The organism is Ectothiorhodospira marina, from assembly GCF_900109495.1.
Classification (GTDB): domain Bacteria; phylum Pseudomonadota; class Gammaproteobacteria; order Ectothiorhodospirales; family Ectothiorhodospiraceae; genus Ectothiorhodospira; species Ectothiorhodospira marina.
The window spans coordinates 126,741-149,998 of the sequence record NZ_FOAA01000004.1 but is presented as its reverse complement, the minus strand read 5'-3'; the positions used below and the strand labels follow the sequence as shown (position 1 = coordinate 149,998).

Below are 23,258 nucleotides of genomic sequence, written 5' to 3'. Positions count from 1 at the left end.
CGATGAGGTTTCGGGCCGGACCGACGAACTTACCACAGCGGCCGCCCATCGGCCTTGTGAAGCCCAGGGGAACCTTGTAACTTCAAGCCCATGAACACATTCCGCACTGAATTCCTGCAATTTTGCCTGGAGCGAGGCGTACTGCGCTTTGGCGAGTTCACCCTCAAGTCCGGGCGAATCAGCCCCTACTTCTTCAATGCCGGCCTGTTCAGTACCGGCCGGGACCTGTCACGGCTGGGGGCGTTCTATGCCCGCACCCTGGTGGATGCCGGCGCCCAGATCGACATGCTCTTCGGTCCCGCCTACAAGGGTATCCCGCTGGCGGCCGCCACGACCATCGCGCTGGCGCAGCAGCATGACCGGGATTACCCCTACTGCTTCAATCGCAAGGAGGCCAAGGACCATGGCGAGGGGGGCAATCTGGTAGGCGCACCACTGCAGGGCCGCGTGCTCATTGTGGATGACGTGATCACTGCCGGCACCGCCATTCGTGAGTCCGTGGAGGTCATCCGCGCCGCCGGCGCCGAACCTGCCGGCGTGCTGATCGCGCTCGACCGTCAGGAACGGGGCCAGGGCGAACTGTCTGCCATCCAGGAGGTGGAGCGTGATTTCGGTCTCAAGGTACACGCCATTGCCACCCTCTCGGATCTGGTGGAATTTCTGCACGAACTGCCCGACATGACCAGACACCGGGATGCTGTCGAAGCCTATCGAAAGGAATTCGGGATCCGGACTTAAGGACGGACGAGCGTCGTGATCCGCCTCACCACGCGATGGTCGCCCCGCCTGCTGGCGAGTGCCCTGCTGTTGGTCTTGGCCGCGGGAGCCGGGGCACAGATGTACCGATGGGTGGACGAAGACGGTCAGGTCCACTTCAGCGACACGCCTCCCGCAGATGCGGGCCGCTATGACCGGGAGGTCCTGGACCGGCGCGGACTGGTGGTGGAGCGGTTGGAGCGGGCCCCGACCGCCGAGGAACGACGGCAGGCGCAGACCCGCGAGGCCGAAGAGGCGGAAAAGGCACACCGCGAGGCCGAGCAGGCACGCGCGGATCGTATCCTGCTGCAGTCCTTCGGCTCGGAACGGGAGTTGCTGCACGCCCGGGATGACCGCCTGGACATCGTGGACGGCAATCTGAACCTGATGCGTAACAAGCTCTCATCCCTGCAGGAGCAGCACCAGGAAGCCCTGGGCCGAGCACAGCGCCTGGCGGCTCAGGATCGCGAACTGCCGGAAAACCTGCAGCGACGCCTGGACTCCCTGGAAAGGCAGATCCTTCTCCAGGAAGAGCAACTGGCCACACGCAGCCAGGAACGCGAGGCCCTGGTGGAGCGTTTCAACCGCGATTTGCAGCGGCTGCGGGAATTGCGCCAGGCGCAATGAGCCCCGAGCCGGTCACCCTCGGATCAGCGTTCCCACCCCCTTGTCGGTCAGCAATTCCAGCATCACCGCATGAGCCACGCGCCCATCAATGATATGGGCGCTCTTGACCCCCGACTTGACCGCATCCAGCGCACATTGAATCTTGGGAATCATGCCCCCGTGGATGACACCCGAGCCAATCAACTCATCCACCTCACGCGCCGTCAGCCCGGTCAGCAGATTGCCCGCGTCATCCAGCACGCCCGGGGTGTTCGTGAGCAGGATCAGTTTTTCGGCCGCCAGCACCGAGGCCATCTTGCCCGCCACCAGATCCGCGTTGATGTTGTAGGCCACGCCATCCTCGCCCACCCCCACCGGCGCGATCACCGGGATGAAGTCACCGGAATCCAGCATGTGCACCACCGCCGGATCAATGGAGGCCACCTCCCCCACATGCCCAAGATCAATGATCTCCGAGGCATCGGGATCGGCCTTCACGCGCCGATGGTGCAAGCGCTTGGCCCGGATCAAGCCGCCATCCTTGCCGGTCAGACCCACGGCGCGCCCGCCGAACTGGTTGATGAGGCTGACGATCTCCTTGTTCACCAACCCCCCCAGGACCATCTGCACCACATCCATGGTCTCTCGATCCGTCACCCGCAGGCCGTCGATGAAGCGGGACTCCTTGCCCAGCTGGTCCAGCATCTTGCCGATCTGCGGCCCCCCCCCATGGACCACCACCGGATTCATGCCCACCTGCTTGAGCAGGACGATATCCCGGGCGAACCCCCGCTTGAGTTCCTCGTCCACCATGGCGTTGCCGCCGTACTTGATCACCAGGGTCTTGCGGGAAAACCGCTGGATGTAGGGCAGCGCCTCGGTCAGCACCCGGGCAATGGTGTGCACACTGATTTGGTCCATGGCGGTGGACTCGGACATGGGGCATTTCTCCGGTTTTACAGATCAGGACAATACGATGAATCATGGCATCAGAATGGTCGCCCGTTTCAGAACGGCAATCCCAGCGCGGCATCCACCTGATGCACCAGCGCACGGAATCGGGCCTGAATCCGGGCCAGGGCCTCGGGGGTATCTCCCTCAAAGCGCAGGGTCAGGCAGGGGGTGGTATTGGAGGCGCGCACCAAGCCCCACCCATCGGGAAAATCCACCCGCAGGCCATCAATGCGGGTGATCGCGCCGCCGTCCAGCGTGTCCCGACCCTCCACCGCCTCCAGCAGGCGGGCCATGAACACATCATGGGCCTCTTCAACGCCCTCGGGGCTCACCAGGATTTCCGGGGTATGGCACCCCTGGGGCAGGTCATCCAGCACCCGTGCCGGTGGACGCTCATCCCGCGACAGCCATTCCAGTAGGCGGGCTCCGGCGTAGAGGGCATCATCCACCCCCAGCCAGCGATCCCGAAAGAATATATGGCCGCTCATCTCTCCCGCCAGCAGCGCTCCTGTCTCTTCCATGCGCGCCTTGAGTAGCGAGTGCCCGGTACACCACATCTCCGGCACCCCCCCCAGGCGCCGCACCTCATCGGTCAGGTGACGGGTGCATTTCACATCAAACACCACGCCGGCACCGGGGTGACAGGCCAGGACATCATCGGCAAAACACATCATCAGACGATCCGGCCAGTGGATGCGTCCCTCACCGTCCACCACACCCAGGCGATCCCCGTCACCGTCAAAGGCCAGCCCCAGGTCCAGCCCCTGGCGCTGCACGATATCAGCCAGGTGGGCCAGGTTCTCGGGGCGCGAGGGGTCCGGATGATGATTGGGAAAATGCCCGTCCACCCGGCAAAACAGGGGTTCCACGCGGCAGCCCAGGCGCCGATAAACCTCCGGGGCCACATCCGAGGCGGCGCCGTTACCACAATCCACGGCAACAGCCAGGGGGCGCTGCAGATGAATATCCTTGCACAGCCGTTGCAGGTAGGCCTGGGTCACCTCCGCCCCGGAACAGCGACCACCCGGACCTTTGGGCAAGCGATCATCAGCAATGCGGCGGCGCAGCCGTTGCACGGTTTCCCGGTGCAGGGTGCGCCCCCCCAGCATGAGCTTGAAGCCATTATAACGGGGCGGATTATGACTCCCGGTCACCATCACGCCATTGCCATCGGCACGCTCCAGCGCAGCGAAATAAGTCACCGGCGTGGGCACGCAGCCCAGCAGGATCACTTCCAGCCCGGCAGCCATCAGCCCTTCCACCAAGGCAGCCTCCAGTGCCGGGCTGGAGAGACGACCATCACGGCCCACGGCCACCCGCGTGCCGCCTTGCTCACGGGCCTCCGCCCCGTAGGCCCGCCCCACCGCCCTGGCCACGCCCGGGTCCAGGCCAGCCTCCACCACCCCGCGGATATCGTAGGCCCGGAAGATGGAAGGCGACACCTGAAAACTCATGTGGGTACTCCCTGTTAACTCTCATGCATCACGGTGGTGAGTCACCCCAGATGATGAAAGATACGTTACAAGCCTCAGGTTCGCCCCGAGGAGCCAAAACCTCCGGTTCCCCGTTGCGTGGCCTCGAACGCCTCCACCACCTGGAAGTGGGGCTGCACCACGGGCACTACCACCATCTGGGCAATGCGCTCCCCCGGAGAGATCACAAAGGGCTCTTCTCCCCGATTCCAGCAGGAGACCATCAGCGGCCCCTGGTAATCGGAGTCGATCAAGCCGACAAGATTGCCCAGCACAATCCCCTGTTTATGGCCCAACCCCGAGCGGGGCAGGATCATGGCGGCCAGGCCCGGATCGGCGATGTGCATGGCCAGGCCCGTGGGGATGAGTTCAGCCTGACCGGCAAGCAGCGTTAACGGCTCGTCCAGGCAGGCGCGCAGATCCACCCCGGCGGAGCCCTCCGTGGCCGGAGTGGGCAGGGGAAACTCTCGACCCAGGCGGGCATCGAGGATCTTGATCTGTACGGTCTGCATGTTCGGCTCAGTCCTGTTCTCGTGCCATTTCAAAACGGTCTGCGATCACCCGCACCAGCGCCCGCGCCAGGGTGACCTTGGATTGTCGCGGCAGCGAACAGTCTCCATCGACCCAGAATACCCTCAGGGCATTGTCGTCCACATCGAACCCCTGGCCGCCGGACACGTCATTGGCGGCGATCATGTCCAGGTGCTTGTTCTCCAGCTTGGCGCGGGCATGCGACTCCAGGGAGTCGGTCTCGGCGGCAAACCCCACGGTGAAGGGGCGATCCCCGGAGGCGGCCACCTCGGCGAGGATGTCCGGGTTCTTCACCAGTTGCAGGTCCAGGGTGTCACCCTGTTTCTTGATCTTTTGCTGCGCCGGTTGCGCCACGCGGTAATCGGCCACGGCAGCGGTGGCGATGAAGATGTCGGCATCCGGCAAGTGGGTCATCACTGACTCGCGCATCTGCCCTGCGGTCTCGACCATCAGGCGTTCGACGCCTGCGGGCGCCTCCAGAGCGACCGGGCCGCTCACCAGGGTGACCCGGGCGCCCGCCAGGGCAGCCGCAGCGGCCACGGCATACCCCATGCGTCCGGAACTGCGGTTGGTGATGTAACGCACGGGGTCCATGGGCTCCCGGGTGGGGCCGGCGGTGATCAGCACATGGCGCCCGTCAAGACGCGGGGCTTCGAACAGGGACTGAAGTGCCTGCACCAGCTCGGCGGGCTCAAGCATGCGCCCTGCCCCGGTCTCTCCGCAGGCCTGTCCGCCGGTGCCCGGCCCGAAGAGGTATACGCCGTGGGAGGCCAGCAGGCGGGCATTCTCCTGAGTGGCCTCATGACCCCACATCACCCGGTTCATGGCCGGGGCCAGGCAGACGGGGGCCTCGGTGGCCAGGCACAGGGTGCTGAGCAGGTCGTCTGCCATGCCGTGGGCGAGGCGGGCCATGACATCCGCCGTGGCCGGCGCCACCAGGATGGCGTCGGCCCAGCGGGCCAGGCTGATATGGTCCATTCCGGCCTCTGCCTCGGCGTCGAACACTGCCGTGCGCACAGGATGCCCGGACAGGGCCTGGAAGGTGAGTGGCGCGACAAATTCCGTGGCTCGGGGGGTCATCACCACCCGCACCCGAGCCCCGGCCCCGGTGAGCAGGCGCACCAGTTCGCAACTCTTGTAAGCGGCAATGCCGGCGCTGACGCCCAGCAGGATGTTTTTTTGCGTGAGTGACATGGGGGGATTCTACCTTGTCGGCAAGGGCAAGTCCTGCAAGGAGGGCAGTATCTCCCTGCCCTGTGCCCGCCCCCCCCTCACCCCAACCCCTCTCCCCTTGATGAGTGGGGCACAATGCGTGACGTCCACCCCACGGGGACGGTAACGTAACACCCTGGATGAACCCTCCCAGACCAAGGACTCCCCATGCCCCAAGCCTACGACCCCGCCCGCTTCGAACGGGCACGCTGGACCATCTACAGCGTGCTCATCGCCGCCTACATGCTGGTGTTCTTCCACCGCTTCGCGCCAGCCATGGTCTCTGGTGAACTCACCGAGGCCTTCGGAATCACCGCGGCGGCGCTGGGCTCGCTATCCGCCATGTATTTCTACATCTACACCGCCATGCAGATGCCTGCGGGTGTGCTGGCGGATACCCTGGGCTCGCGCTTTGCCGTGATGCTGGGCAACGCGGTGGCCGGTTGCGGCTCCATCGTCTTTGGCCTGGCCGAGACCCTGGCCACCGCCAGTATCGGGCGCTTTCTGGTGGGCCTGGGGGTTTCGGTGGTGTTTGTGGGGCTCATGAAGAGCAACTCCGTGTGGTTCAGCGCCAAGCGCTACGGCACCATCAGCGGCCTGACCCTGCTGCTGGGCAATCTGGGCGCCATCGCCGCCACCGGCCCCCTGGCACTGATGCTGTTGCTGGTGGACTGGCGCAGCCTGTTCGTGGCCCTGGGGCTGATCGCCATTGGCCTGGCCCTGCTCTCCTGGTGGCTGGTGCGTGACAAGCCCGAACAGATGGGCTTTCCCTCGGTGCGTGCGATGGAAGGCCTGCCGCCATCGACACCGCGCCAGCAGCACTGGATCCAGGATCTCAAATTGGTGATGAAGAACCGGCGCCTCTGGCCCGGCTTCATCTACGACTTCGGTATCACCGGCAGCCTGTTCGGCATGCTGGGGCTCTGGGCCATCCCCCTGCTGCGGGATGTGCATGATCTGAGCCGGGGCGACGCCTCCCTGTACACCACCCTGGCCACCGTGGCCTTTGCCATCGGCTGCCTGGTCGCGGGCAATGTCTCCGACCGCCTGGGTCGACGCCGCCCGGTCTTGCAGGCCGGTGCCCTGGCCTACCTGGCCATGTGTCTGGGCCTGTTGTGGCTACCCTGGGGGCCGGGGGTACTGGGGATGAGCCTGTTCATCCTGCTGGGCCTCAGCGCCGGCTGTTTCGTGGTGGCCTATGCCCATGCCAAAGAGGTGGCGCCACCCGCCCTTTCGGGCATGGCCATCGCCCTGGTGAACACCGGGCTGTTCTTGGGCGCGGCCCTGTTCCAACCGCTGTTTGGCTGGGTGATGGATCTGGGCTGGGATGGCACCCTCAGCGCCACCGGCATCCCTGTTTATGATGCCGGGGACTACCAGCGCGGGCTGTGGCTGCTCACCGGCTTTGCGGCGCTGGCCACGGTGGCGTCGTGGCGGCTGGTGGAGACCCGGGGGAGGAATGTTGTGGAGGATTGAGAGGGGAAAGGGGCTCAGGAGTCTTGCCTCCCCTTTGGGGAGATGGGCTGTTACTCCCTTCTCCCCCCTTGGGGGAGAAGGGTTGGGGATGAGGGGCGCATCAGCACCTGAGCCCCCGGCATCATTATTTCTCCAGCCGCGCCGCCAGAGGCCGATACTGGAGGGCATAGAACATCTCCAGATAACGCCGGGTCTCCGCCCGCTCCAGGTTGGTGACGTACTTCCAGAATCCGTAGATACGGGACAGGGTCATCATGCGTTCGGCGTAGAGCTTCCAGGTGTAGCGGGCCTCCACCCGGTCCATACCGGCCTGGGAGATACGGTTCCAGTGGCCCGGGTCGCGCTCGCAACGGGCGAAGAAGTCCACCAGAATCTCTGCGGCCTCGTCCCCATGGTTGGGGTCGATGTGATACCCGGAATGCCCGTGCTCGATGATCTCCAGCGGCCCCCCATAGAGGGTGGCGAAGGTGGGCAGCCCGGAGACCATGGCCTCGATCACCGTCAGACCGAAAGCCTCGAACAGGGCCGGCTGCACGAACACGCCGCGGTGATCCGCCACATAGCGGTAGAGTTCGCCGCACAGCACCTTGTCCAGGCGCACCCCCAGCCAGCGAACCTGATCCTCCAGGCCATGCTCATCAAAGAGCTGATGCATGTGTGCGATCTGTTCCTGTTCCTCCCGATCGGAGGAACGGGAGGCGTCGGTGTAACCGGCCACCACCACCAGGTTGGCCCGCTGGCGCAACTCCGGATTGGCCGCGTACCAGGACACCAGACCGGTGATGTTCTTGATGCGGTCCAGACGGGCCATGGTGAAGATGATGGGCTTGTCCGGCTCCGCCAGCACGCCGCGCCCCTCCGGGTGATGGCCGCCGAAGATCATCTCATGCAATTCTTCGTGCAACCCCTTGATACGCCGATCCCCTTCCTGGTGGGAGAAATACACCTCGGAATCCGCCCCCGGCGACACGATATTGAATCGAGGATCGAAGACATCGATCCCATTCACCACCCGATAAAGATCCGGCATGCTGAAGGAGCCATAACTCTCATACTGGCCGATGGCATGATCGGTACCGGCGATCTCCTGATAGGTACTGGTAATGATGAAATCCGCCGCGTTCATGGCAATCAGATCCGCCGTGAACTGGCAGGAAAAATGGTAGTGCTCCTCGTTTTCCTTCCAGTAGAGATCCGAGTAGAGGTACTTGGTCTTCTCCAGGGCGTGAGCGATGTTGCACTGGGTGACATGCATGCGTGCCGACAACAGGGTAGCCACCAGATTGCCGTCGGAATAGTTGCCCACGATCAGATCGGGGCGCCCCCCCAGTTCCGCGCGCACCCGGGTCTCCACATCATTGGTGAAACGCTCCAGATAAGGCCAGATCTCGAAACGGGAGGTCCAGTGGGGTACCACTTCGCCGTCGCGACCACGAAACGGCACGCGCAGGATCTTGGCGTTCTGGGTGCCGGAGATCATCTCCTCGGGCTGATCGCAGGTGGTGCCCCGGGCCTCGGGGATGAGGCGGGTGACCACCAGGATGCGGGGCTGGATGTCCAGGCCCTGCTCCGCCAGGCGCGCATGCATCTCCCGCTCCAATGCTCGGACCTGGTCCAGGATGTATACCACCTGCCCACCGGTATCGGGCAGGCCGAGCACATTGGATTGCCCGAAGAACCCGTGGGGCGAGAGGATCAGCATGCTGAAGATCATGGGAATCCTGGCCAGAAAATGCTCCAGGGTCTTGGGTGAAGGCGCCTCCAGCAATTCAGAAAGCAACTGCAGGCTCTCCAGTACCCGACCCACATCCTTGCCCCAGCCGGCCTCCAGACCCAGGTCCTGGAGTGCATGGGCCACATCAACCCAGGGGGTCTGACGATCCTTGCGGGTGAGCTTTTTCTCGGCGGAGCGGATGGCGGTACGCAGGCCATCCACATCTCGCACTCGATCGTTGATCATCAATTGCTGGCCGTTGCAGCGATGCTCCCGCAGGAACTGAAACAGCTTGTCGAAGCCCTGGCCCTGGCCATCGAACAACTGGCTGGACAGTTTGCGGTTAAGGAACTCCACCCCCTGGCCGATGGAACGGGACTCCCGCATGTTGGGAAAGTTGCGCTGGAAAGCGCCAATATCGAACTCCAGGGGGCGGTCTTCCTCCAGGTGCGGGGCAACCATGCGCTCCTTGGAGGCCAGGAACTCACCCACGCTCAGCGACTCCACCGCCAGTTCATCTGCGTGGATACGCAGGTACACCCAGCGCCCCACGCGCGGACGCACGGAGAAGGCAATCCAGGGCGGGGTGATCACCGCCTCCTGCACGTCCTCAACCATTTGCGCCAGGGCCGAGGTATCGGGGGGCGGGGCATCATGCTCCGCCTCCAGGTCCTGGAAGGCGTCCTGTATGTCCGAGCGCAACACGAAGGCGCGCCCCAGATTCTGATAACGACGCAGCAGCAGATAGGTGAATTCCCGGTGCTGGGCGATGTTTTCCCGCAAGGCTTCCAACATGCAATGTCCCCTCTGGTGCTCATGGGATGGCAGGTACGGCGTGGCTTGAGAGTGTAGCAAGGCCGACCTGCAAGCCCATTTGTGGCCCGTTCAGCTTGATGCTATTGTACAAAAAGAATTTGTGCAAAAAGAAATCTCATGGCCAGCCTCCGGACCCGAATCCATTCCAGTCCCGCCTTGCGGCATGGCAGCGCTCGTCACGCCGACGAGGCGCGCGTCCAGGCCATCATCCAGCAGCTACGGGTGCTGTTCCGGTCCCTGCAGGGACACTCAAGGCGCATCCAGGAGGACTGCGGCGTGAGTGCCGCTCAGCTATGGGCCCTCTGGGAGGTTCAACTGGAGCCGGGATTGAGCGTGGGGGATCTCTCCCAACGACTTTCCATCCACGTATCGACGGCCTCCAACATGCTCGACAAACTGGAACGCAAAGGGTTGCTGGAACGCCAGCGCGCTGGCCGTGACCAGCGCGTCGTCCGGCTGTTCACCACGCCCGCGGGCCAAAGCCTGCTGGACCACGCCCCGGCACCGGCTCAAGGGGAACTCAACCGGGCCCTGCAGGCCCTGCCTGCCGACAGCCTCGCGGCCCTGGAGGCCGGTCTGGGTGATCTGCTGGACATCATGGAAACCCCGGACGAGAAAGCGGCGCTGAAGCCCATCGCCGACGATTGACAGACCCGCTCCCGCGCCCGGGTCATCGCTGGCCTTGCAGCCACCCGGCCTAGTAGTATCCAAGGTCATATGCATAGCAGAGAGGGGACTGAATGACGCCCACCCGCATCAACTTCCAACGCCTGCAGCAGGATATCGAGGCGCTATCGGCCATCGGCCGGGATGCCGACCGCGGCATTCACCGCATGGCTTTCAGCGAGGGGGATCTTGCCGGGCGTCAGTGGTTCCGGGAGCGCATCCTCGAAGCCGACCTGGACTTCTACGAGGACGGCGCTGCCAACCTGCACGGACGCCTGGACTGGGATGGTCAGCGGCCCAGTGTGATGATGGGATCCCATCTGGACACCGTGCCAAGCGGCGGCCCACTGGATGGGGCCCTGGGCGTCCTCATCGGTCTGGAGGTCCTGCGTACCGTGAAGGAGTCGGGACTGCCCCTGAGCCACCCCCTTGAGGTGGTGAACTTCACCGACGAAGAGGGGCGGTTCGGCGGCCTGTTTGGCTCTCAGGCCGTGGCCGGTCAACTGACACCGGCCATGATTCATGCCGCCCGGGATCTGGAGGGGGTCACCCTCACCGAGGCCATGGCCGCCTGGGGGCTGGACGCCAATGCGGCCCTGTTCGCCCGCCGGCCCAAGGATTCCATCCACGCCTATCTGGAGCTGCACATCGAGCAGGGTCCGGTACTGGACCGGGGGGACATCAGCGTGGGCGTGGTGGAGGCCATCACAGGACTGTTCAAGTGGGATGTGCAACTCAAGGGTCAGACCAACCACGCCGGCACCACGCCCATGGATATGCGCAATGACACTTTCCAGGGGCTGGCCGAGTTCGCTGGCGAGATCGAGCGGATTCTCGAGGAGCACGGCAGCCCTCACAGTCGAGCCACCATCGGCCGCGTTGAACTCAGACCCGGCGCCGCCAATACCGTGCCCGGCTATACCAGCTTCTCCCTGGATGTGCGGGACACGGATCCAGACACCCTGAGCAATCTGGCCGATGCGTTCCGGCGTACCCTGTCGACCATGGCCCGACGGCGCTCGCTGATGTTCGAATTCGAGGTGCTCTCGGAGCTGCCGCCACAACGCTGCGATCCGGCCCTGGTGCAACTGCTTGAGGACAAGGCCCGCACCCTGGACCTGAAGCATCTGCGCCTGCCCAGCGGCGCCGCTCACGATGCCCAGATCATGGCGTCGCTCACCCGCACGGGCATGATCTTCGTGCCCAGCCTGGAGGGGCGCAGCCATTCAGCCGCTGAGTGGACCAACTGGGAAGATATCGAACGCGGTGCCAACCTGATGCTACAGGCCATTCTGTCCCTGGCCACCGAAAACGGGGAGGCAGTCAAGTGAACGACAAAACCCAAGAGATGGCGAGCGGCCCCGTCTACGACAACGTGGATCCGCTGCGTGAGCAGTACCGGGAGACCCTGATCACCAACCGGGCCCTGACCCGGGCCCTGGGAACCCATCATGCGGCGATGCTGTGCATCGACCTGCAATACCTGGATGCGGCACGCGGCTGGGGGGTGTTTGCCGATGCGGAACGCTCCGGCCTCCCCCCCGAGGCCCAGGACTATTACTTCGATCGTCTGGAGAATACCGTCCTGCCTAACGTTCGCCGCCTGCAGGACGGCTTTCGCTCCCTGAGCCTGGAGGTGATCCACACACGCATCCAGTCCCTTACTCAGGATGGCCGCGATCGGGGGCCCGGCCACAAGCGTCTGGGCCTGCACGCGGCCCCAGGCTCCAAGGAGGCGGACTTTCTGGAGATCGTGGCGCCTCGGGACGACGAAATCGTCATCAACAAGACGGCCAGCGGTGTCTTCACCGCCACCAACCTGGAATACGTGCTGCGTAACCTGAATGTGACGGCCCTGTTCGTGGTGGGTGTATATAGCAACGAATGCGTCTCCACCGCCATCCGGGATGCCTGCGACCTGGGTTTTTACGTCACCCTGATCGAGGACGCCTGCGCCACGGTCACGCCCGAGTTACAGCGGGCCACCATGCTCACCATGAAGGACCGCTACGCCCGGGTGATGAGCACCGAACAGGCCCTGGCAGAGATCTCCAAGGTGGAGGAGATCGCCGAGTGAACCGTTGTCTTCCCCAGTCAAAGAGGCCTTAGCCATGGTAGTCGACTCGCAGCTTCAAAAGCCGCTTCGCCCCAAGGACGGTACCGCCGGCATCGAGCGGCCCCGCGCCCTGGCGGAGAGCATCCCCGAAGATCCCAGTCCACTGCTGGCCCTGGCAAGTCGGCATGTGGTGTCCTCGCGGCAATTTGACCGGGAGACGCTCACCCAGCTTTTCCGCCTCTCGGCCCAGTACGAAAGCACGCCGGCGCTGATGCATCTGCCGCTGCAGGGCAAGATCCTGATCAGCGCCTTCTACGAGCCCAGCACCCGAACCCGGCTCTCCTTCGAGAGCGCCTGGCACCGCCTGGGGGGGGACATCATGTCCATCACCGACCCCAAGAGCACGGGCATGGCCAAGGGGGAATCCATCCAGGACATCGCCGAGATGTTCAACAACTACGGGGATGTGATCGTCCTGCGCAACAACGAGGACCGCTCCGTCTACGACATGCTGGATGCCCTGCGCATCCCCATCGTCAATGCCGGCAATGGCATCGACGAGCACCCCACCCAGGCGATGGCGGACGTGTACACCATCTTCAAGTGGCGCCCGGAACTGCTGGACCCTGACCTGCCCCGGGACAAGCGGATCCGTGTGGGCATCATTGGTGTGCCCAACCGCATGCGCACCGTGCGCAGCCTGCTGCTGCTGCTGGCGCGCTTCCCCACCGCCATCGAGGAAGTGGTGATCTTCACGGACCAGGACAGTCCCTTCGACGAAGGGCAGGCAGAGGAGTTGAACCAGGCCGGGCTGTCGGTACGCGTGTCCAAGCGACTGGAGCCTGAGCTTCCCGATCTCGATGTGGTGTACATCAATGCCATTGCCTGGGTGGGTGACAGCTACGAGCAGATGGGCGCGGAACTGAAACTTTCCACCCACTCGCCACTGAAGAAAGACTCCATCATCCTGCATCCCCTGGCCCGCGGTGAAGAACTGGATACGGACCTGGACCCCACGCTCCACAACTGGTACTTCGCCCAGGCGCGGGGCGCGGTCTTCGTGCGTATGGCCCTGCTCACCTGCATGGTGCGCCGGGTGAGCGAAGTGATGGACACCTGAGCCCGCTTCCTGCCCGCTTGATCCCAGGCACCTGCTGATACGAATTCATTCACGAGGAGTTCCCTATGTGCGGCATCGCCGGCGTCATGCACGCCGATCCCCATCAACCGGTGGATCCGGAAACCCTGGTGGCCATGGCGGCCATCCAGTATCACCGTGGCCCCGACGGCTTCGGCTACAAGGTGCAGGACGACCGCGGCGTGGGCTTCTCCCATGCCCGTCTGACCATCATCGACCTGGATGAGAACCGCGGCCGCCAGCCCTTCATGTCACCGGACAACAACCTGATGCTGGCGGTGAACGGCGAGCTTTATGATTACAAGCGCATCCGCGCCGATCTCACCTCCCGGGGTGCCAAGTTCCGCACCAAGAGCGACTCGGAGATGGTGCTGCACATGTACAAGGATCTGGGGCTGGAGGATATGCTGCCGCACCTGAGGGGTGAGTTCGGCATCGCCCTGTACGACCGTCAGCACGACCGCCTCATGCTCATCCGCGATCGCTTCGGCGTGAAGCCCCTGTACTGGACCGAGGTCGGCGGCAAGCTGGTGTTCGGCTCGGAACTCAAGGTGCTGTTCGCCCACCCGGACGTCCCCCGCCGTTTCGAGGCCCAGGGCCTGTACCACCAGCTGATGCAGACCATGGTGCCCGGGCAAACCGCCTTCGAGGGCATCCACCAGGTGAAGCCCGGCCACGTGGTCACCATCGAGCGGCGCCACGGCAAGTTCGAGATCCGCGACGACCGCTACTGGGACATGGACTTTCCGCTCATGTCCGAGCGGGGCGAGGAGAAGGACGAGTCGTTCTATATCGAGGGCGTGCGCGACAAGCTCATGGAGGCGGTGCAACTGCGCCTGGAAGCCGACGTGCCGGTGGCCTGCTATCTCTCCGGCGGCATCGACTCCTGCATCACTCTGGGCCTGGCTGCGGCCACTCAGCAATCCCCGGTGAAGGCCTTCACCATCGGCTTTGATAATGCCGACTACGACGAGACCGCCATTGCCACGGAGATGGCCGAAAGCGTGGGTGCCGACCAGGACGTGATGACGCTGAACGCAGATCATCTCTATGACAACCTGGTGGAGACGCTATGGCACGCGGAGCGCACCATCTACAACACCCTGGGCGTGGCCAAGCTGCTCATGAGCCGTCACGTGAACAAGGCCGGCTACCGAGTGGTGGTGACTGGCGAGGGCTCCGATGAACTGTTCGGGGGTTACCCCTCCTTCCGCCGGGACATGTTCCTGCATGGCCTGGACACCCTTTCCCCCGCCGAGCGGGCCAGCTGGCAACAGATGCTCTCGGAGAGCAATCAACTTTTCCAGGGGGCCATGCTGGCGGAGAACGAGCTCCATGACCCGGCCCTGGACGCCTTGGTGGGCTTCACCCCCTCCTGCCTGCAGCCCTGGCTGGCCAGCGCCGAACACGCCCCGGGTCTGATGGCCCCGCATCTGCGTGAGCAGGTGAAGGGTTATGAGCCGGGTCGCGCCATCGCCAACGCCCTGGATGCAGACATGATCGAAGGCCGTCATCCCCTGGACAAGGCCCAGTACGTCTGGATCAAGACCATGCTGGAAGGGCAGATCCTCACCTGGGGAGGCGACCGCGTGGACATGGCCAATTCCATGGAGGCCCGTCCACCGTTCCTGGATCATCACCTGGCGGAGTTCGCAACCCAACTGCCTCCGTCCATGCGCATCAAGGGGCGCACGGAAAAGTACGTGCTGCGCGAGTCCATGAAGGGATTACTCCCCAAGGTGCTGTACGAGCGCGAGAAGTTCGCCTTCATGGCGCCGCCGGCCCATACCGACCCCAAGAAGTGGGCGGCGATGAAAGCCCTGGCGGATCAGTACCTGTCGGACGATGCCGTCAAGGAAGCGGGCCTGCTGGATCCTGCCGGCGTGAAGGCCCTGTTTGACCTGCATGACGCACCGGACACCACCACCTCCACCCAGGTGCAGCTGGATGCGGTGATCAACCACATGATCGGCGTGCAGGTGCTGCACAGTCACTTCGTGGCCCAGGACATCCCGCGACTGGCCCGCAAGCGGGCCGAAGCCCTGGGGTGGCGCCCCTGAGGTGACAAGCCCTATCCCTCTCCCCAAGGGGAGAGGAGAGGGTCGGAAAGAGGCGTCGACACTCACTGAGTCCCCTCCCCCTGGGGAGAGAGGTCAGGGTGTCGATACTCACCGAGCCCCTCTCCCCCCTGGGGAGAGAGGTCAGGGTGTCGATACTCACCGAGCCCCTCTCCCCCCTGGGGAGAGGGGTTGGGGTGAGGGGCGCGCGGAGTTCCAGGCGTCATGAGCCGACGCATAGAACCCCGGATCCTCCGTGGTGGCCCCATGCAGGGTACAGACCCTGGCGGCAAATTCGGCGGCGCGATGCAGGATCACCTCCCACGGCCATCCCTCCAGCAACCCCAGCAAGGTAACCGCACTGAAGGCATCCCCTGCCCCCACGGTGTCCTTGAGCCCAGCCACCGCCGGGGCATTCATGGCATGCACGGCCCCCTCGCGTGTGAGCACCATGGCCCCCTGCGAAGCGCGGGTAACGATCATCGCCTCCAGATCAAAACACGCCAGCGTCAGGCGCGCCTGGACCTCCGGGTCGGCGGCGGGCTCCGGCGCCAGCGCCGAGAGTTCGTCCTGATTCAGCTTGACCCAGGTGGCATGGGCCATCAGGTCGTGCACCTCCTCACGCTTCCACCACGGCGCACGCAGGTTCACATCCATGAACACACGGGCATCCATGTGATCCCTCAGGCGCTCCAGGCCATGGCGTGCGGATGCCTCACGCAGAGCCAGGCTGCCGTGATACAGGATGCCGTGATCGGGCAACGCGTCCAGGGCGCCTGCCACCTCCACATGATCATAGGCCTGATCCGCCAGGATCTCGTATTGAGGCTCGCCGCCACTCAAGGTGACCTGGACCTGACCCGTGGGGTGATGCGGGTCTAGCTGCAAGCCTTCGGGGCGCATGCCCCAAGCAGACAAGGCCTGCTGTACCCGCGCGCCCAGTGCATCGTCGCCCACAGCCCCCATGAACAGCGGATCGCGGCCCAGTCCCTTGAGATTCCAGGCGACGTTGAAGGGCGCGCCCCCCAGCACGGAACGCTCCTCGAAGCAGTCGAAGAGCACTTCCCCGAAAATCACGGGTTCGGGATTCGCTGTCACGTCGGCCTCCTGCGATGATAGGAAAGGCTTCGAGGTTACCCAGCGCGAAAAGGCCTTGGCAAGCCGCGGGGGCGACCGATCATCCCTGGACGCAGCAGTTACGCCCACGGTGCTTGGCCTGATAAAGCGCCTTGTCGGCGCGGTCGAACAGGGATGAAGGGGTATCTCCCCCCCTCACCTCGGCCACGCCGGCAGACAGGGTGATGTCCACCGGATCGCCGTCAAAATGAAACCCCAGGCCAGCCACAGCCTCGCGCAGAGAGTCACAGAACGCCAACGCATCGGCGGCGGGCGTGCCCACCAGGATCATGACAAATTCCTCCCCCCCATAGCGGGCCACCATGTCGGTGCACCGGGAGCGCTCTTTCAGGCACTGGGCCACGGTGGTGATCACCCGGTCCCCGGCACTGTGACCATAGGTGTCGTTCACCCGCTTGAAGTGATCAATGTCCCAGACCACCAGACTCAGGGGCGTGCCGAGACGTACCCAGCGGCTCAACTCATCACGGATGCGTTCATCGAAAGCCTCGCGGTTGGGCAGGCCGGAGAGGCTATCCTGATGGGCACGGTTCTGTTGCCACAGGAAGGCTTCGCGCAGCTGTGCGGAGTGTCGTTCCAGATCCGCCACCCGCTGGCGCAGGCGCTCGGTCTCGAGGCGGGCCTCTTGGTCTCGCAGGGCCTCCTGTCCGCGATAGGTCTCCATGTGCTGGCCAATGGCCCGAATACGCCCCCTCACCAATTCCTTGAGATGACTCAGTTCCAGATCCCGATCCGATAGACCGGAATTCAGAAGGGACATCTCCTGTGCAAGATGATCGCGAAATGTCTCGCGGTTGCGTTGGGAATCACGCAGGTGGTCACCCTGACCTGCCAGGTAATCATCAAAGCTGGCCAATTCCCGAGTAATATCTTGCAGAAAGTCTTCCATCTCCTCCCGCTGATTGTGAAGGTCACTCAAGCACTGATGCACTGCCTGGGCCACGCGGGAGACCCATTCCGACCAGGGGGGCACACGCTCGCTGACGTGCAATTCCTGGCGCAGGCGGTCCATGGCATCCTGCAAACGGGGCAATGAGGCCAGTTCCATCAGCAGTTGCAGGCCCAAGGAGCGAATCTCCGCCGCATCCCCGGAACGGCCGTGAGCGGCGGGGTGCGCACCTCGACCGCGATCATGCAGCAAGTCGGAGAGTTCGCTCAGGTAGGCCTCCAGCTGGGTGGGGGTCAGTGTCTCCTGGGATGACACATCCATTTGCAGGCGGTTGAGGATCGGATCCAGATGCGGGTATGCCCCCTCGGCGGCCATGCACAAACGATTCAGCAAACGCCTCAGGTTGGCCTCCAGCGCGGCCCGATCATCCAGTGCCTGTTCCAGCTCCCGAATGGTATCCAGACACCTGCGGCGTACCTCGTCAGTGCTCACCCATGGCGCCTCTTCTGACGTGCCCTCCCACCTGCCCCCCGGCATGAAACTGGGCCAGCTTCACGGACTCCGGAATGACCAGTTCCACGCCTACAGGCAGGTGGTCGGAATAATTCAGATTGTAGACATGCACCTGTTCCAGCCCCAGACCCGGGGTGACCAGAATATGGTCAAAAGCATGCATGGGGCGCCAACTCGGATAAGTCTTGGCACTGTCCAGGGGCTCCTGCAGACGTGTGTTGCGCACCAGTCTGCGTACTTCCGCCGAATGGGTCGGGGTGTTGAGATCCCCCATCACCACCACATGCTCATGATCCCGCAGCACTTCGCCGATGTACTGCATCTGACGCATGCGGGTCTTTCGCCCCAGGGAGAGGTGTACCAGCATGATCACCAGAGAATCCTCGCCGCTTTCGGCCCCGAAATGCGCCTCCAGTGCCCCACGTCCCGGGATGCGGCTGGGCAGGCGATGCTCCATCACGGAGTGAGGCTGATAACGGGATAGCAAACCCAGGCTGTGCTTGGCGAACTTGCCCAGATTCCGGTTGGTCTGGCTGTACCAATAGGGCAACTGGCTCTGACGAGAGAGGTACTCGGCCAGATTCACGAAGTTGCTGCGCAGGCTGCCGGCGTCCAGCTCCTGCAGGCCCACCATGTCGAAGCCGGCGATGAATCGGGCGATGCTGTCCAGATTGCCCATGCGCCCCCCATAGGGCAGCACGTGCTTCCAGCTGTTGGTCAGGTAATGGTGAAATCGCCCCGAAGCGATCCCGACCTGGACGTTATAGCTGAGGATGCGCAGGCGCTGGCCCCGCACCGGCGGTGTGCTCGGACCCACGGAGAGGCTGGAGGCCAAAGGCCCCTCCAGGGTCATCCCCGCCTCGTCCCGATGATTCAGTCCCAACCGGTCAAAGTACGGCTCGGCGAGCACCGGCGCCATGGATCACATTTCCCCGTAGGAGTGCAGCCCACCGAGGAACATGTTCACCCCAACGAAGGCAAAGGTGGTCACAAACAGGCCCACAATGGACCACCAGGCCATGGGCACACCACGCCACCCCTTGGTGAAGCGCATGTGCAGCCAGGCCGCGTAATTAAGCCAGACAATGAGAGCCCACACCTCCTTGGGATCCCATGACCAGTAGCCGCCCCAGGCCTCGGCGGCCCACATGGCCCCCAGCACCGTAGCGATGGTGAAGAAGGCAAAACCGATGGCGATGGTCTTGTACATGACATCATCAAGGACCTGTCGCCCGGGCAGACGGGTTGCCAGCAGGCCATTGGGGCGATGCCGTTCGCCGTGGGCCCGCATGAGATAGGCCACGCCCACCATGGCGGCGATGGCAAACCCCCCATAGCCGATGAAATTGGCCGGCACATGTACCTTCATCCACCAGCTCTGCAGGGCCGGCACCAGAGGCTGCACCTCGTGGGCCTGGCGGTCCAGGGTATAAAACAGCAGGAAGGCCACCGCGCTACTCACCAGCAGCAGGACGAACCCGCCCATGCCCCGATTACGACTCCGGCCCTCGTAATAGAGATACATCAGCACCGTGATCACGCAGAACAGGACAAAGACTTCCCAGAGGTTACTCACCGGGATGTAGCCCCAGGCGGGATCATGCAGGTAGGTTTCGCGCCAGCGCACGAACAAACCCACGAGGCCGAACGTCGCTGCGGTCCAGGCCAGTGCGCCTCCCACCTGAGCACTGAATTCAGTGCGGCTCAGCGGACCGGTCAGCGCGCCCACGGCCACCAGAAAGGCCAGTGGGCTGACCCATTCCAGACCCGGAATGATCCCCCCCTGACCCAGCCAGAGCAGGCCACCGCCCAGCACGGTGGCACCCCCGGCGATGACCAGGGCCGGAACCACACCCGCTGTGCCCGTGGCTTCGCGGCGGAACAAATAGGCGATATAGGCGGCTGTGGACATGAACAACAAGGCGCACATCCACATGACGGCAGACTGCCCGGAAACCAGATACTTGAGGAAGAAGTTGGTTTCGGCCCTCGCCAGGGAGTCGCCGTAACTGAGCACGCCGAGCACACTGAGCAGGCCTACGGCCAGGGCATAGCCCCTGAAAGGCTTCCAGTACCAGCCCAACCAGATCCCCGCAACCGCGTGGATGATCAACGTGATCACCTGGTAGATGTCCATGTAACCACCGAACATGGCCAGGACAAATACGGTGGATACCGTCACCAGGGCGGCCCACAACCAGTCGGTGAGGGACAGGCGTTTGAAAAAGCCGGGGTATTCGGCCCCGATGGTGTCATGCGGGACGGACATGGTTCTTACCTCCCGTCGTGCTAAACCGGATTGGGTTCATGAGGATCACCGGGGACTGTTTTCCGACCTTGCCGGGTCGGAACCGGTGGCATCGCTGGGGATCTCCTGACCCAGCACATAACGACTGAGCGTGTCAAACTCTTCATTGAATTCCAGCATATTCCGGTTGCTGGTGCCAGCGAAAACCAGCTGACTGCCCTGCCCCGCAGGGCGGACCATCAACCAGCAGCGACGATGGCTCATGTACAACATGAGGAAGACGCCCAGAATCAGCATCAGGCTGCCAAAATAAACCACATTCTGACCCGGCGCCTTGCTGATCATCAGGCCTGATGCTTGAACCTGTTCAAAATCGTTGAAGGTGATCAGGAAGTCCGAACCAAAATGGGGCAACGCATCCAGGGCCACCAGGGCGTCGTCCAGGTAGGCCGCATTCTCGCCGCTCATGGAATCGATACCTTCTTCTTCCAGAACCTGGATGTAAAGCTCGCGCAGGGTCATATTCACCACCCGACCGAACAGGTCCATGAGCGCGTCCCATTGATGCTGAGGGGCTCGCTGCTCGATGTCCGCCACGATGGCGTCGTATCCCCCCTGAACAAACAGGTCCATCAGGCGAATCATGATGGATTCAACCACCTCCAGCGGGACGTCTCCCTGACTGCCGTGGAACTGGCGAGCCGCGGAAGCGGCCACCTCTCCCACCACATCGGCCACCCGTTGATCATCATGGATCGCGGAGACCATGCGCATGAAACGATCCACACCGCGACCGTCCGGATCCTGGGGCACATACAGATACTGGAACGGTTCGGCCATGCTGTGACGCACGCCGGTGAGCATGAAATTCGTGCCATCCCGCTCCATGGGGTTTTTCATGGCCCGGTAGAATGTGCCCGCACCGCTGGGATCGCGAATCGTGTAGTCCAGGCTCGGCCCCATGTCGCGGCGCTCCGGATTTCCGTCCGTGTCCACCACCGTACCCATATTGTGGGTTTGCAGGCCAGTGAACTCGAAGGTATAGCGATTGCCGTCGGTCAATTCCTGAACGTGGTTGCCGTAGACCCTGACATCCAGCGGCAGGGGTTCCCGGGCACCTCGCCCCAGATGATGCAGGTCCAGATCCAGGAAGGAACCGCCATCCCGGAAGCTGGCCTGGTAGATGGCATGACCCCGGTGGACCAGGGGCTCGTTCACGCGGACGGTACGCGCCAGGGGTTCATCCAGGGTATCGTCATGGATGACCAGGTCGGACTCATAGGCGCGCTCCTGCCCGGTCTCGTGCCGCTGCACACGGAAATCCTTGACTTCGATGCGAAACGGCAGATCCTGCACCACATAGCCATCACGGATCGTAATGAAGGCCACGTCTGCACTATGCCCCTCAGGAATCTCGACGCTGCCCCGGAACGACAGATTGGAATCCCCGAGGCGACTTTGCTCGGGGACCTGGGAAGCGGGAATCTCGCGTGTCTCCAGTTCCAGCCGGCCTGTCATCTCCGCCAGCTTCAGGGGCACGCTGCCATCGATCAGGCCACCCACGCAGATGATGACGATGGCCCCATGGGCGAAGAAGTAGCCCAGGCGATTGCCGCTGCCGCGCATGGCCGAGAGCAGGCGTGTGCCGTCGGACTGCTCCACCTGGCGAATCCGATAGCCTCGCGAACCCAGCACCTTGCCAGCGCGCTCCAGCACCTGTTCGGGCGGCTCGGGATGCGCCTCGCTTTGCACGTTGTGGGCAAAACCGCGCAGGGACTTCTCGCGCACGCCCAGGCGGAAGCTGCGCATGTCGCGTAGCATGGTCGGCGTGGTGCGGTAGATGCAAACGGCCGTGGAAATCACCAGGAAGGCCAGGACAAAGAGAAACCAGCCCGCCGCGTAGACATTGTAGAGGTTCAGAGTGCGAAACAACTCATGCCAGAAGGGCCCGAAATTCATCAGGTAGTTCTGGAAGGGCTGGTTCTGCTCCAGCAACGTGCCCACCACGGAAGCCACCGCCAGAACCACCAGAAGGGTGATGGCCAGGTTCATGGACCCCAGGAAACTCACCAGGATGGCAAGCCGGGAGGGGCGACGCGGGGAGGCTGAATCCTGCGGGGAACGACTCATGCGGTAGGTAAAGATCCGTTGGGATGCCGGTGGGACCACAAAAACCCGGAAAAGATCCGGTTATGCGATGACACCGGACATCATCGAGATGGGTCCCAAGGAAAAAAGGGTGGCCGAGGCCACCCTTTCTCTGACGGACTGACTACTGCCCCATGGGCGATCGAACGTCGCTCACTTGGGGTCCAGGGTCGCGATGTACTCGGACACGGCCTTCATCTCTTCCTCTGACATGCGCGAGGCAATGGTGCGCATCATCCGGCCAGGATCGTTGTGGCGCTGGCCACTACTGAACTGATTGAGCTGGTCCAGATTATAAGCACCATGCTGGGCGGCCAGCTTGGGGAACACGGCGGCGGGATTGCCCTTGCCGCCAGGACCATGACAGGCCACGCAGGCAGCCACGCCGTCGCTCACATTGCCACCGAAATAGACCTGCTCACCAAGGGCCAGGGTCTCCTCGTCGGCGCTGGTGCGGCCAGGCGCGGTTTCCTGCATGGAAAAATAGGCGGCCAGGTCACGCATGTCCTGCTCATCCAGGCGCGCCACCTGAGGATTCATCAACGGGTGGCTGCGTTCACCCGACTTGTAATCCATCAATTGTTTGAAAAGATAACCCGCATCTTTGCCTGCAGTCTTTGGCCACGCAGGGTTCACGCTGTTGCCATCGGCCTGGTGGCAGGCGATGCATGGGGTGGAGAGTTCCTTGCCGCGCTCGGGATCGCCCGACTCGGCGTGCAACGATGCCGACAGACTCATTCCCAGGGTGGCGGCGGCAATAACGACAAATTTTTTCATTGTGGGTTGACTCCTGAACCTGAAACAGTGTGCGCTTTTCTTTGGTAACCTGTGGCACCCGGACGCGACCGGCGCAACCTCAAAATAGCCGC

General features: G+C 63.4%; 19 protein-coding genes. 8 read left to right on the top strand and 11 right to left on the bottom strand.

Annotated elements, in window-relative coordinates:
• Positions 1 to 90 precede the first annotated feature (90 nt).
• Together pyrE and BMY52_RS05495 are read left to right on the top strand one after the other, a co-directional pair.
• Positions 91 to 738 (top strand): orotate phosphoribosyltransferase, encoded by a 648-nt coding sequence (gene pyrE, locus BMY52_RS05500; protein ID WP_090251921.1) that lies wholly within the window; start codon positions 91 to 93, stop codon positions 736 to 738.
• Positions 739 to 753: 15 nt separating this feature from the next.
• Positions 754 to 1,383: a DUF4124 domain-containing protein gene (locus tag BMY52_RS05495; protein ID WP_245740627.1), complete on the top strand. Its 630-nt coding sequence runs from the start codon at positions 754 to 756 to the stop codon at positions 1,381 to 1,383.
• A gap of 12 nt (positions 1,384 to 1,395) precedes the next feature.
• On the opposite strand, the gene argB is transcribed toward BMY52_RS05495, so the two are convergent.
• From argB to coaBC, 4 genes are all read right to left on the bottom strand, one after another.
• A complete protein-coding gene (argB, locus tag BMY52_RS05490; RefSeq protein ID WP_245740618.1) occupies positions 1,396 to 2,301 on the bottom strand; it encodes an acetylglutamate kinase in 906 nt (301 codons plus the stop codon).
• Between the two features lie 68 nt (positions 2,302 to 2,369).
• Complete coding sequence (locus BMY52_RS05485; RefSeq protein WP_090251918.1) at positions 2,370 to 3,770, bottom strand: phosphomannomutase/phosphoglucomutase; 1,401 nt, start codon at positions 3,768 to 3,770, stop codon at positions 2,370 to 2,372.
• A gap of 74 nt (positions 3,771 to 3,844) precedes the next feature.
• A complete protein-coding gene (gene dut / locus BMY52_RS05480) occupies positions 3,845 to 4,300 on the bottom strand; it encodes a dUTP diphosphatase (RefSeq protein WP_090251915.1) in 456 nt (151 codons plus the stop codon).
• Positions 4,301 to 4,307: 7 nt separating this feature from the next.
• Entirely contained in the window at positions 4,308 to 5,513 is a 1,206-nt protein-coding gene (gene coaBC, locus BMY52_RS05475; protein WP_090251913.1) for a bifunctional phosphopantothenoylcysteine decarboxylase/phosphopantothenate--cysteine ligase CoaBC, read from the bottom strand.
• Between the two features lie 186 nt (positions 5,514 to 5,699).
• Between coaBC and BMY52_RS05470 the strand changes: the two genes are divergently transcribed.
• Positions 5,700 to 7,007, top strand: coding sequence for an MFS transporter (locus BMY52_RS05470; RefSeq protein ID WP_090251910.1), 1,308 nt, complete (start codon positions 5,700 to 5,702; stop codon positions 7,005 to 7,007).
• Between the two features lie 124 nt (positions 7,008 to 7,131).
• On the opposite strand, the gene BMY52_RS05465 is transcribed toward BMY52_RS05470, so the two are convergent.
• Complete coding sequence (locus tag BMY52_RS05465) at positions 7,132 to 9,516, bottom strand: sucrose synthase (protein WP_090251906.1); 2,385 nt, start codon at positions 9,514 to 9,516, stop codon at positions 7,132 to 7,134.
• Between the two features lie 138 nt (positions 9,517 to 9,654).
• On the opposite strand from BMY52_RS05465, the gene BMY52_RS05460 reads away from it, so the two are divergent.
• The 5 genes from BMY52_RS05460 (at position 9,655) to asnB (ending at position 15,457) form a co-directional block, all read left to right on the top strand.
• Complete coding sequence (locus BMY52_RS05460; protein WP_090251905.1) at positions 9,655 to 10,185, top strand: MarR family winged helix-turn-helix transcriptional regulator; 531 nt, start codon at positions 9,655 to 9,657, stop codon at positions 10,183 to 10,185.
• A gap of 92 nt (positions 10,186 to 10,277) precedes the next feature.
• The gene (locus tag BMY52_RS05455; protein ID WP_090251903.1) at positions 10,278 to 11,534 is read left to right on the top strand and encodes a Zn-dependent hydrolase; all 1,257 of its coding nucleotides are present in this window, start codon (positions 10,278 to 10,280) and stop codon (positions 11,532 to 11,534) included.
• Between the two features lie 17 nt (positions 11,535 to 11,551).
• Positions 11,552 to 12,280, top strand: a complete 729-nt coding sequence (locus tag BMY52_RS05450) for a cysteine hydrolase family protein (RefSeq protein ID WP_090252066.1) — start codon at positions 11,552 to 11,554, stop codon at positions 12,278 to 12,280.
• 34 nt (positions 12,281 to 12,314) lie between these two features.
• On the top strand, positions 12,315 to 13,379 hold the full coding sequence (locus tag BMY52_RS05445) for an aspartate/ornithine carbamoyltransferase family protein (protein ID WP_090251899.1): 1,065 nt from the start codon (positions 12,315 to 12,317) through the stop codon (positions 13,377 to 13,379).
• Positions 13,380 to 13,444: 65 nt separating this feature from the next.
• Positions 13,445 to 15,457, top strand: a complete 2,013-nt coding sequence (gene asnB / locus BMY52_RS05440) for an asparagine synthase (glutamine-hydrolyzing) (RefSeq protein WP_090251896.1) — start codon at positions 13,445 to 13,447, stop codon at positions 15,455 to 15,457.
• A gap of 156 nt (positions 15,458 to 15,613) precedes the next feature.
• Here asnB and BMY52_RS05435 read toward each other — a convergent pair whose 3' ends face one another.
• The 6 genes from BMY52_RS05435 to BMY52_RS05410 form a co-directional block, all read right to left on the bottom strand.
• A complete protein-coding gene (locus BMY52_RS05435) occupies positions 15,614 to 16,552 on the bottom strand; it encodes a carbohydrate kinase family protein (protein ID WP_090251895.1) in 939 nt (312 codons plus the stop codon).
• A gap of 79 nt (positions 16,553 to 16,631) precedes the next feature.
• The gene (locus BMY52_RS05430; protein WP_177169858.1) at positions 16,632 to 17,972 is read right to left on the bottom strand and encodes a GGDEF domain-containing protein; all 1,341 of its coding nucleotides are present in this window, start codon (positions 17,970 to 17,972) and stop codon (positions 16,632 to 16,634) included.
• On the bottom strand, positions 17,962 to 18,846 hold the full coding sequence (locus BMY52_RS05425; protein ID WP_090252063.1) for an endonuclease/exonuclease/phosphatase family protein: 885 nt from the start codon (positions 18,844 to 18,846) through the stop codon (positions 17,962 to 17,964). Before BMY52_RS05425 ends, BMY52_RS05430 begins: the two co-directional genes overlap by 11 nt.
• 69 nt (positions 18,847 to 18,915) lie before the next feature.
• Positions 18,916 to 20,262, bottom strand: a complete 1,347-nt coding sequence (ccsB, locus tag BMY52_RS05420; protein WP_090251891.1) for a c-type cytochrome biogenesis protein CcsB — start codon at positions 20,260 to 20,262, stop codon at positions 18,916 to 18,918.
• A gap of 45 nt (positions 20,263 to 20,307) precedes the next feature.
• Entirely contained in the window at positions 20,308 to 22,371 is a 2,064-nt protein-coding gene (locus tag BMY52_RS05415) for a cytochrome c biogenesis protein ResB (RefSeq protein ID WP_090251888.1), read from the bottom strand.
• A gap of 171 nt (positions 22,372 to 22,542) precedes the next feature.
• Positions 22,543 to 23,166 (bottom strand): c-type cytochrome, encoded by a 624-nt coding sequence (locus BMY52_RS05410; RefSeq protein WP_090251885.1) that lies wholly within the window; start codon positions 23,164 to 23,166, stop codon positions 22,543 to 22,545.
• Positions 23,167 to 23,258: the final 92 nt, after the last annotated feature.

What these genes read in the sequence shown, in the direction of transcription:
- pyrE (WP_090251921.1), top strand. Translation starts at nt 91, where the DNA reads ATGAACACATTCCGCACTGAATTCCTGCAATTTTGCCTGGAGCGAGGC.
- argB (WP_245740618.1), bottom strand. Translation starts at nt 2,301, where the DNA reads ATGTCCGAGTCCACCGCCATGGACCAAATCAGTGTGCACACCATTGCC.
- BMY52_RS05485 (WP_090251918.1), bottom strand. Translation starts at nt 3,770, where the DNA reads ATGAGTTTTCAGGTGTCGCCTTCCATCTTCCGGGCCTACGATATCCGC.
- dut (WP_090251915.1), bottom strand. Translation starts at nt 4,300, where the DNA reads ATGCAGACCGTACAGATCAAGATCCTCGATGCCCGCCTGGGTCGAGAG.
- coaBC (WP_090251913.1), bottom strand. Translation starts at nt 5,513, where the DNA reads ATGTCACTCACGCAAAAAAACATCCTGCTGGGCGTCAGCGCCGGCATT.
- BMY52_RS05470 (WP_090251910.1), top strand. Translation starts at nt 5,700, where the DNA reads ATGCCCCAAGCCTACGACCCCGCCCGCTTCGAACGGGCACGCTGGACC.
- BMY52_RS05465 (WP_090251906.1), bottom strand. Translation starts at nt 9,516, where the DNA reads ATGTTGGAAGCCTTGCGGGAAAACATCGCCCAGCACCGGGAATTCACC.
- BMY52_RS05460 (WP_090251905.1), top strand. Translation starts at nt 9,655, where the DNA reads ATGGCCAGCCTCCGGACCCGAATCCATTCCAGTCCCGCCTTGCGGCAT.
- BMY52_RS05455 (WP_090251903.1), top strand. Translation starts at nt 10,278, where the DNA reads ATGACGCCCACCCGCATCAACTTCCAACGCCTGCAGCAGGATATCGAG.
- BMY52_RS05450 (WP_090252066.1), top strand. Translation starts at nt 11,552, where the DNA reads ATGGCGAGCGGCCCCGTCTACGACAACGTGGATCCGCTGCGTGAGCAG.
- BMY52_RS05445 (WP_090251899.1), top strand. Translation starts at nt 12,315, where the DNA reads ATGGTAGTCGACTCGCAGCTTCAAAAGCCGCTTCGCCCCAAGGACGGT.
- asnB (WP_090251896.1), top strand. Translation starts at nt 13,445, where the DNA reads ATGTGCGGCATCGCCGGCGTCATGCACGCCGATCCCCATCAACCGGTG.
- BMY52_RS05425 (WP_090252063.1), bottom strand. Translation starts at nt 18,846, where the DNA reads ATGACCCTGGAGGGGCCTTTGGCCTCCAGCCTCTCCGTGGGTCCGAGC.
- ccsB (WP_090251891.1), bottom strand. Translation starts at nt 20,262, where the DNA reads ATGTCCGTCCCGCATGACACCATCGGGGCCGAATACCCCGGCTTTTTC.
- BMY52_RS05415 (WP_090251888.1), bottom strand. Translation starts at nt 22,371, where the DNA reads ATGAGTCGTTCCCCGCAGGATTCAGCCTCCCCGCGTCGCCCCTCCCGG.
- BMY52_RS05410 (WP_090251885.1), bottom strand. Translation starts at nt 23,166, where the DNA reads ATGAAAAAATTTGTCGTTATTGCCGCCGCCACCCTGGGAATGAGTCTG.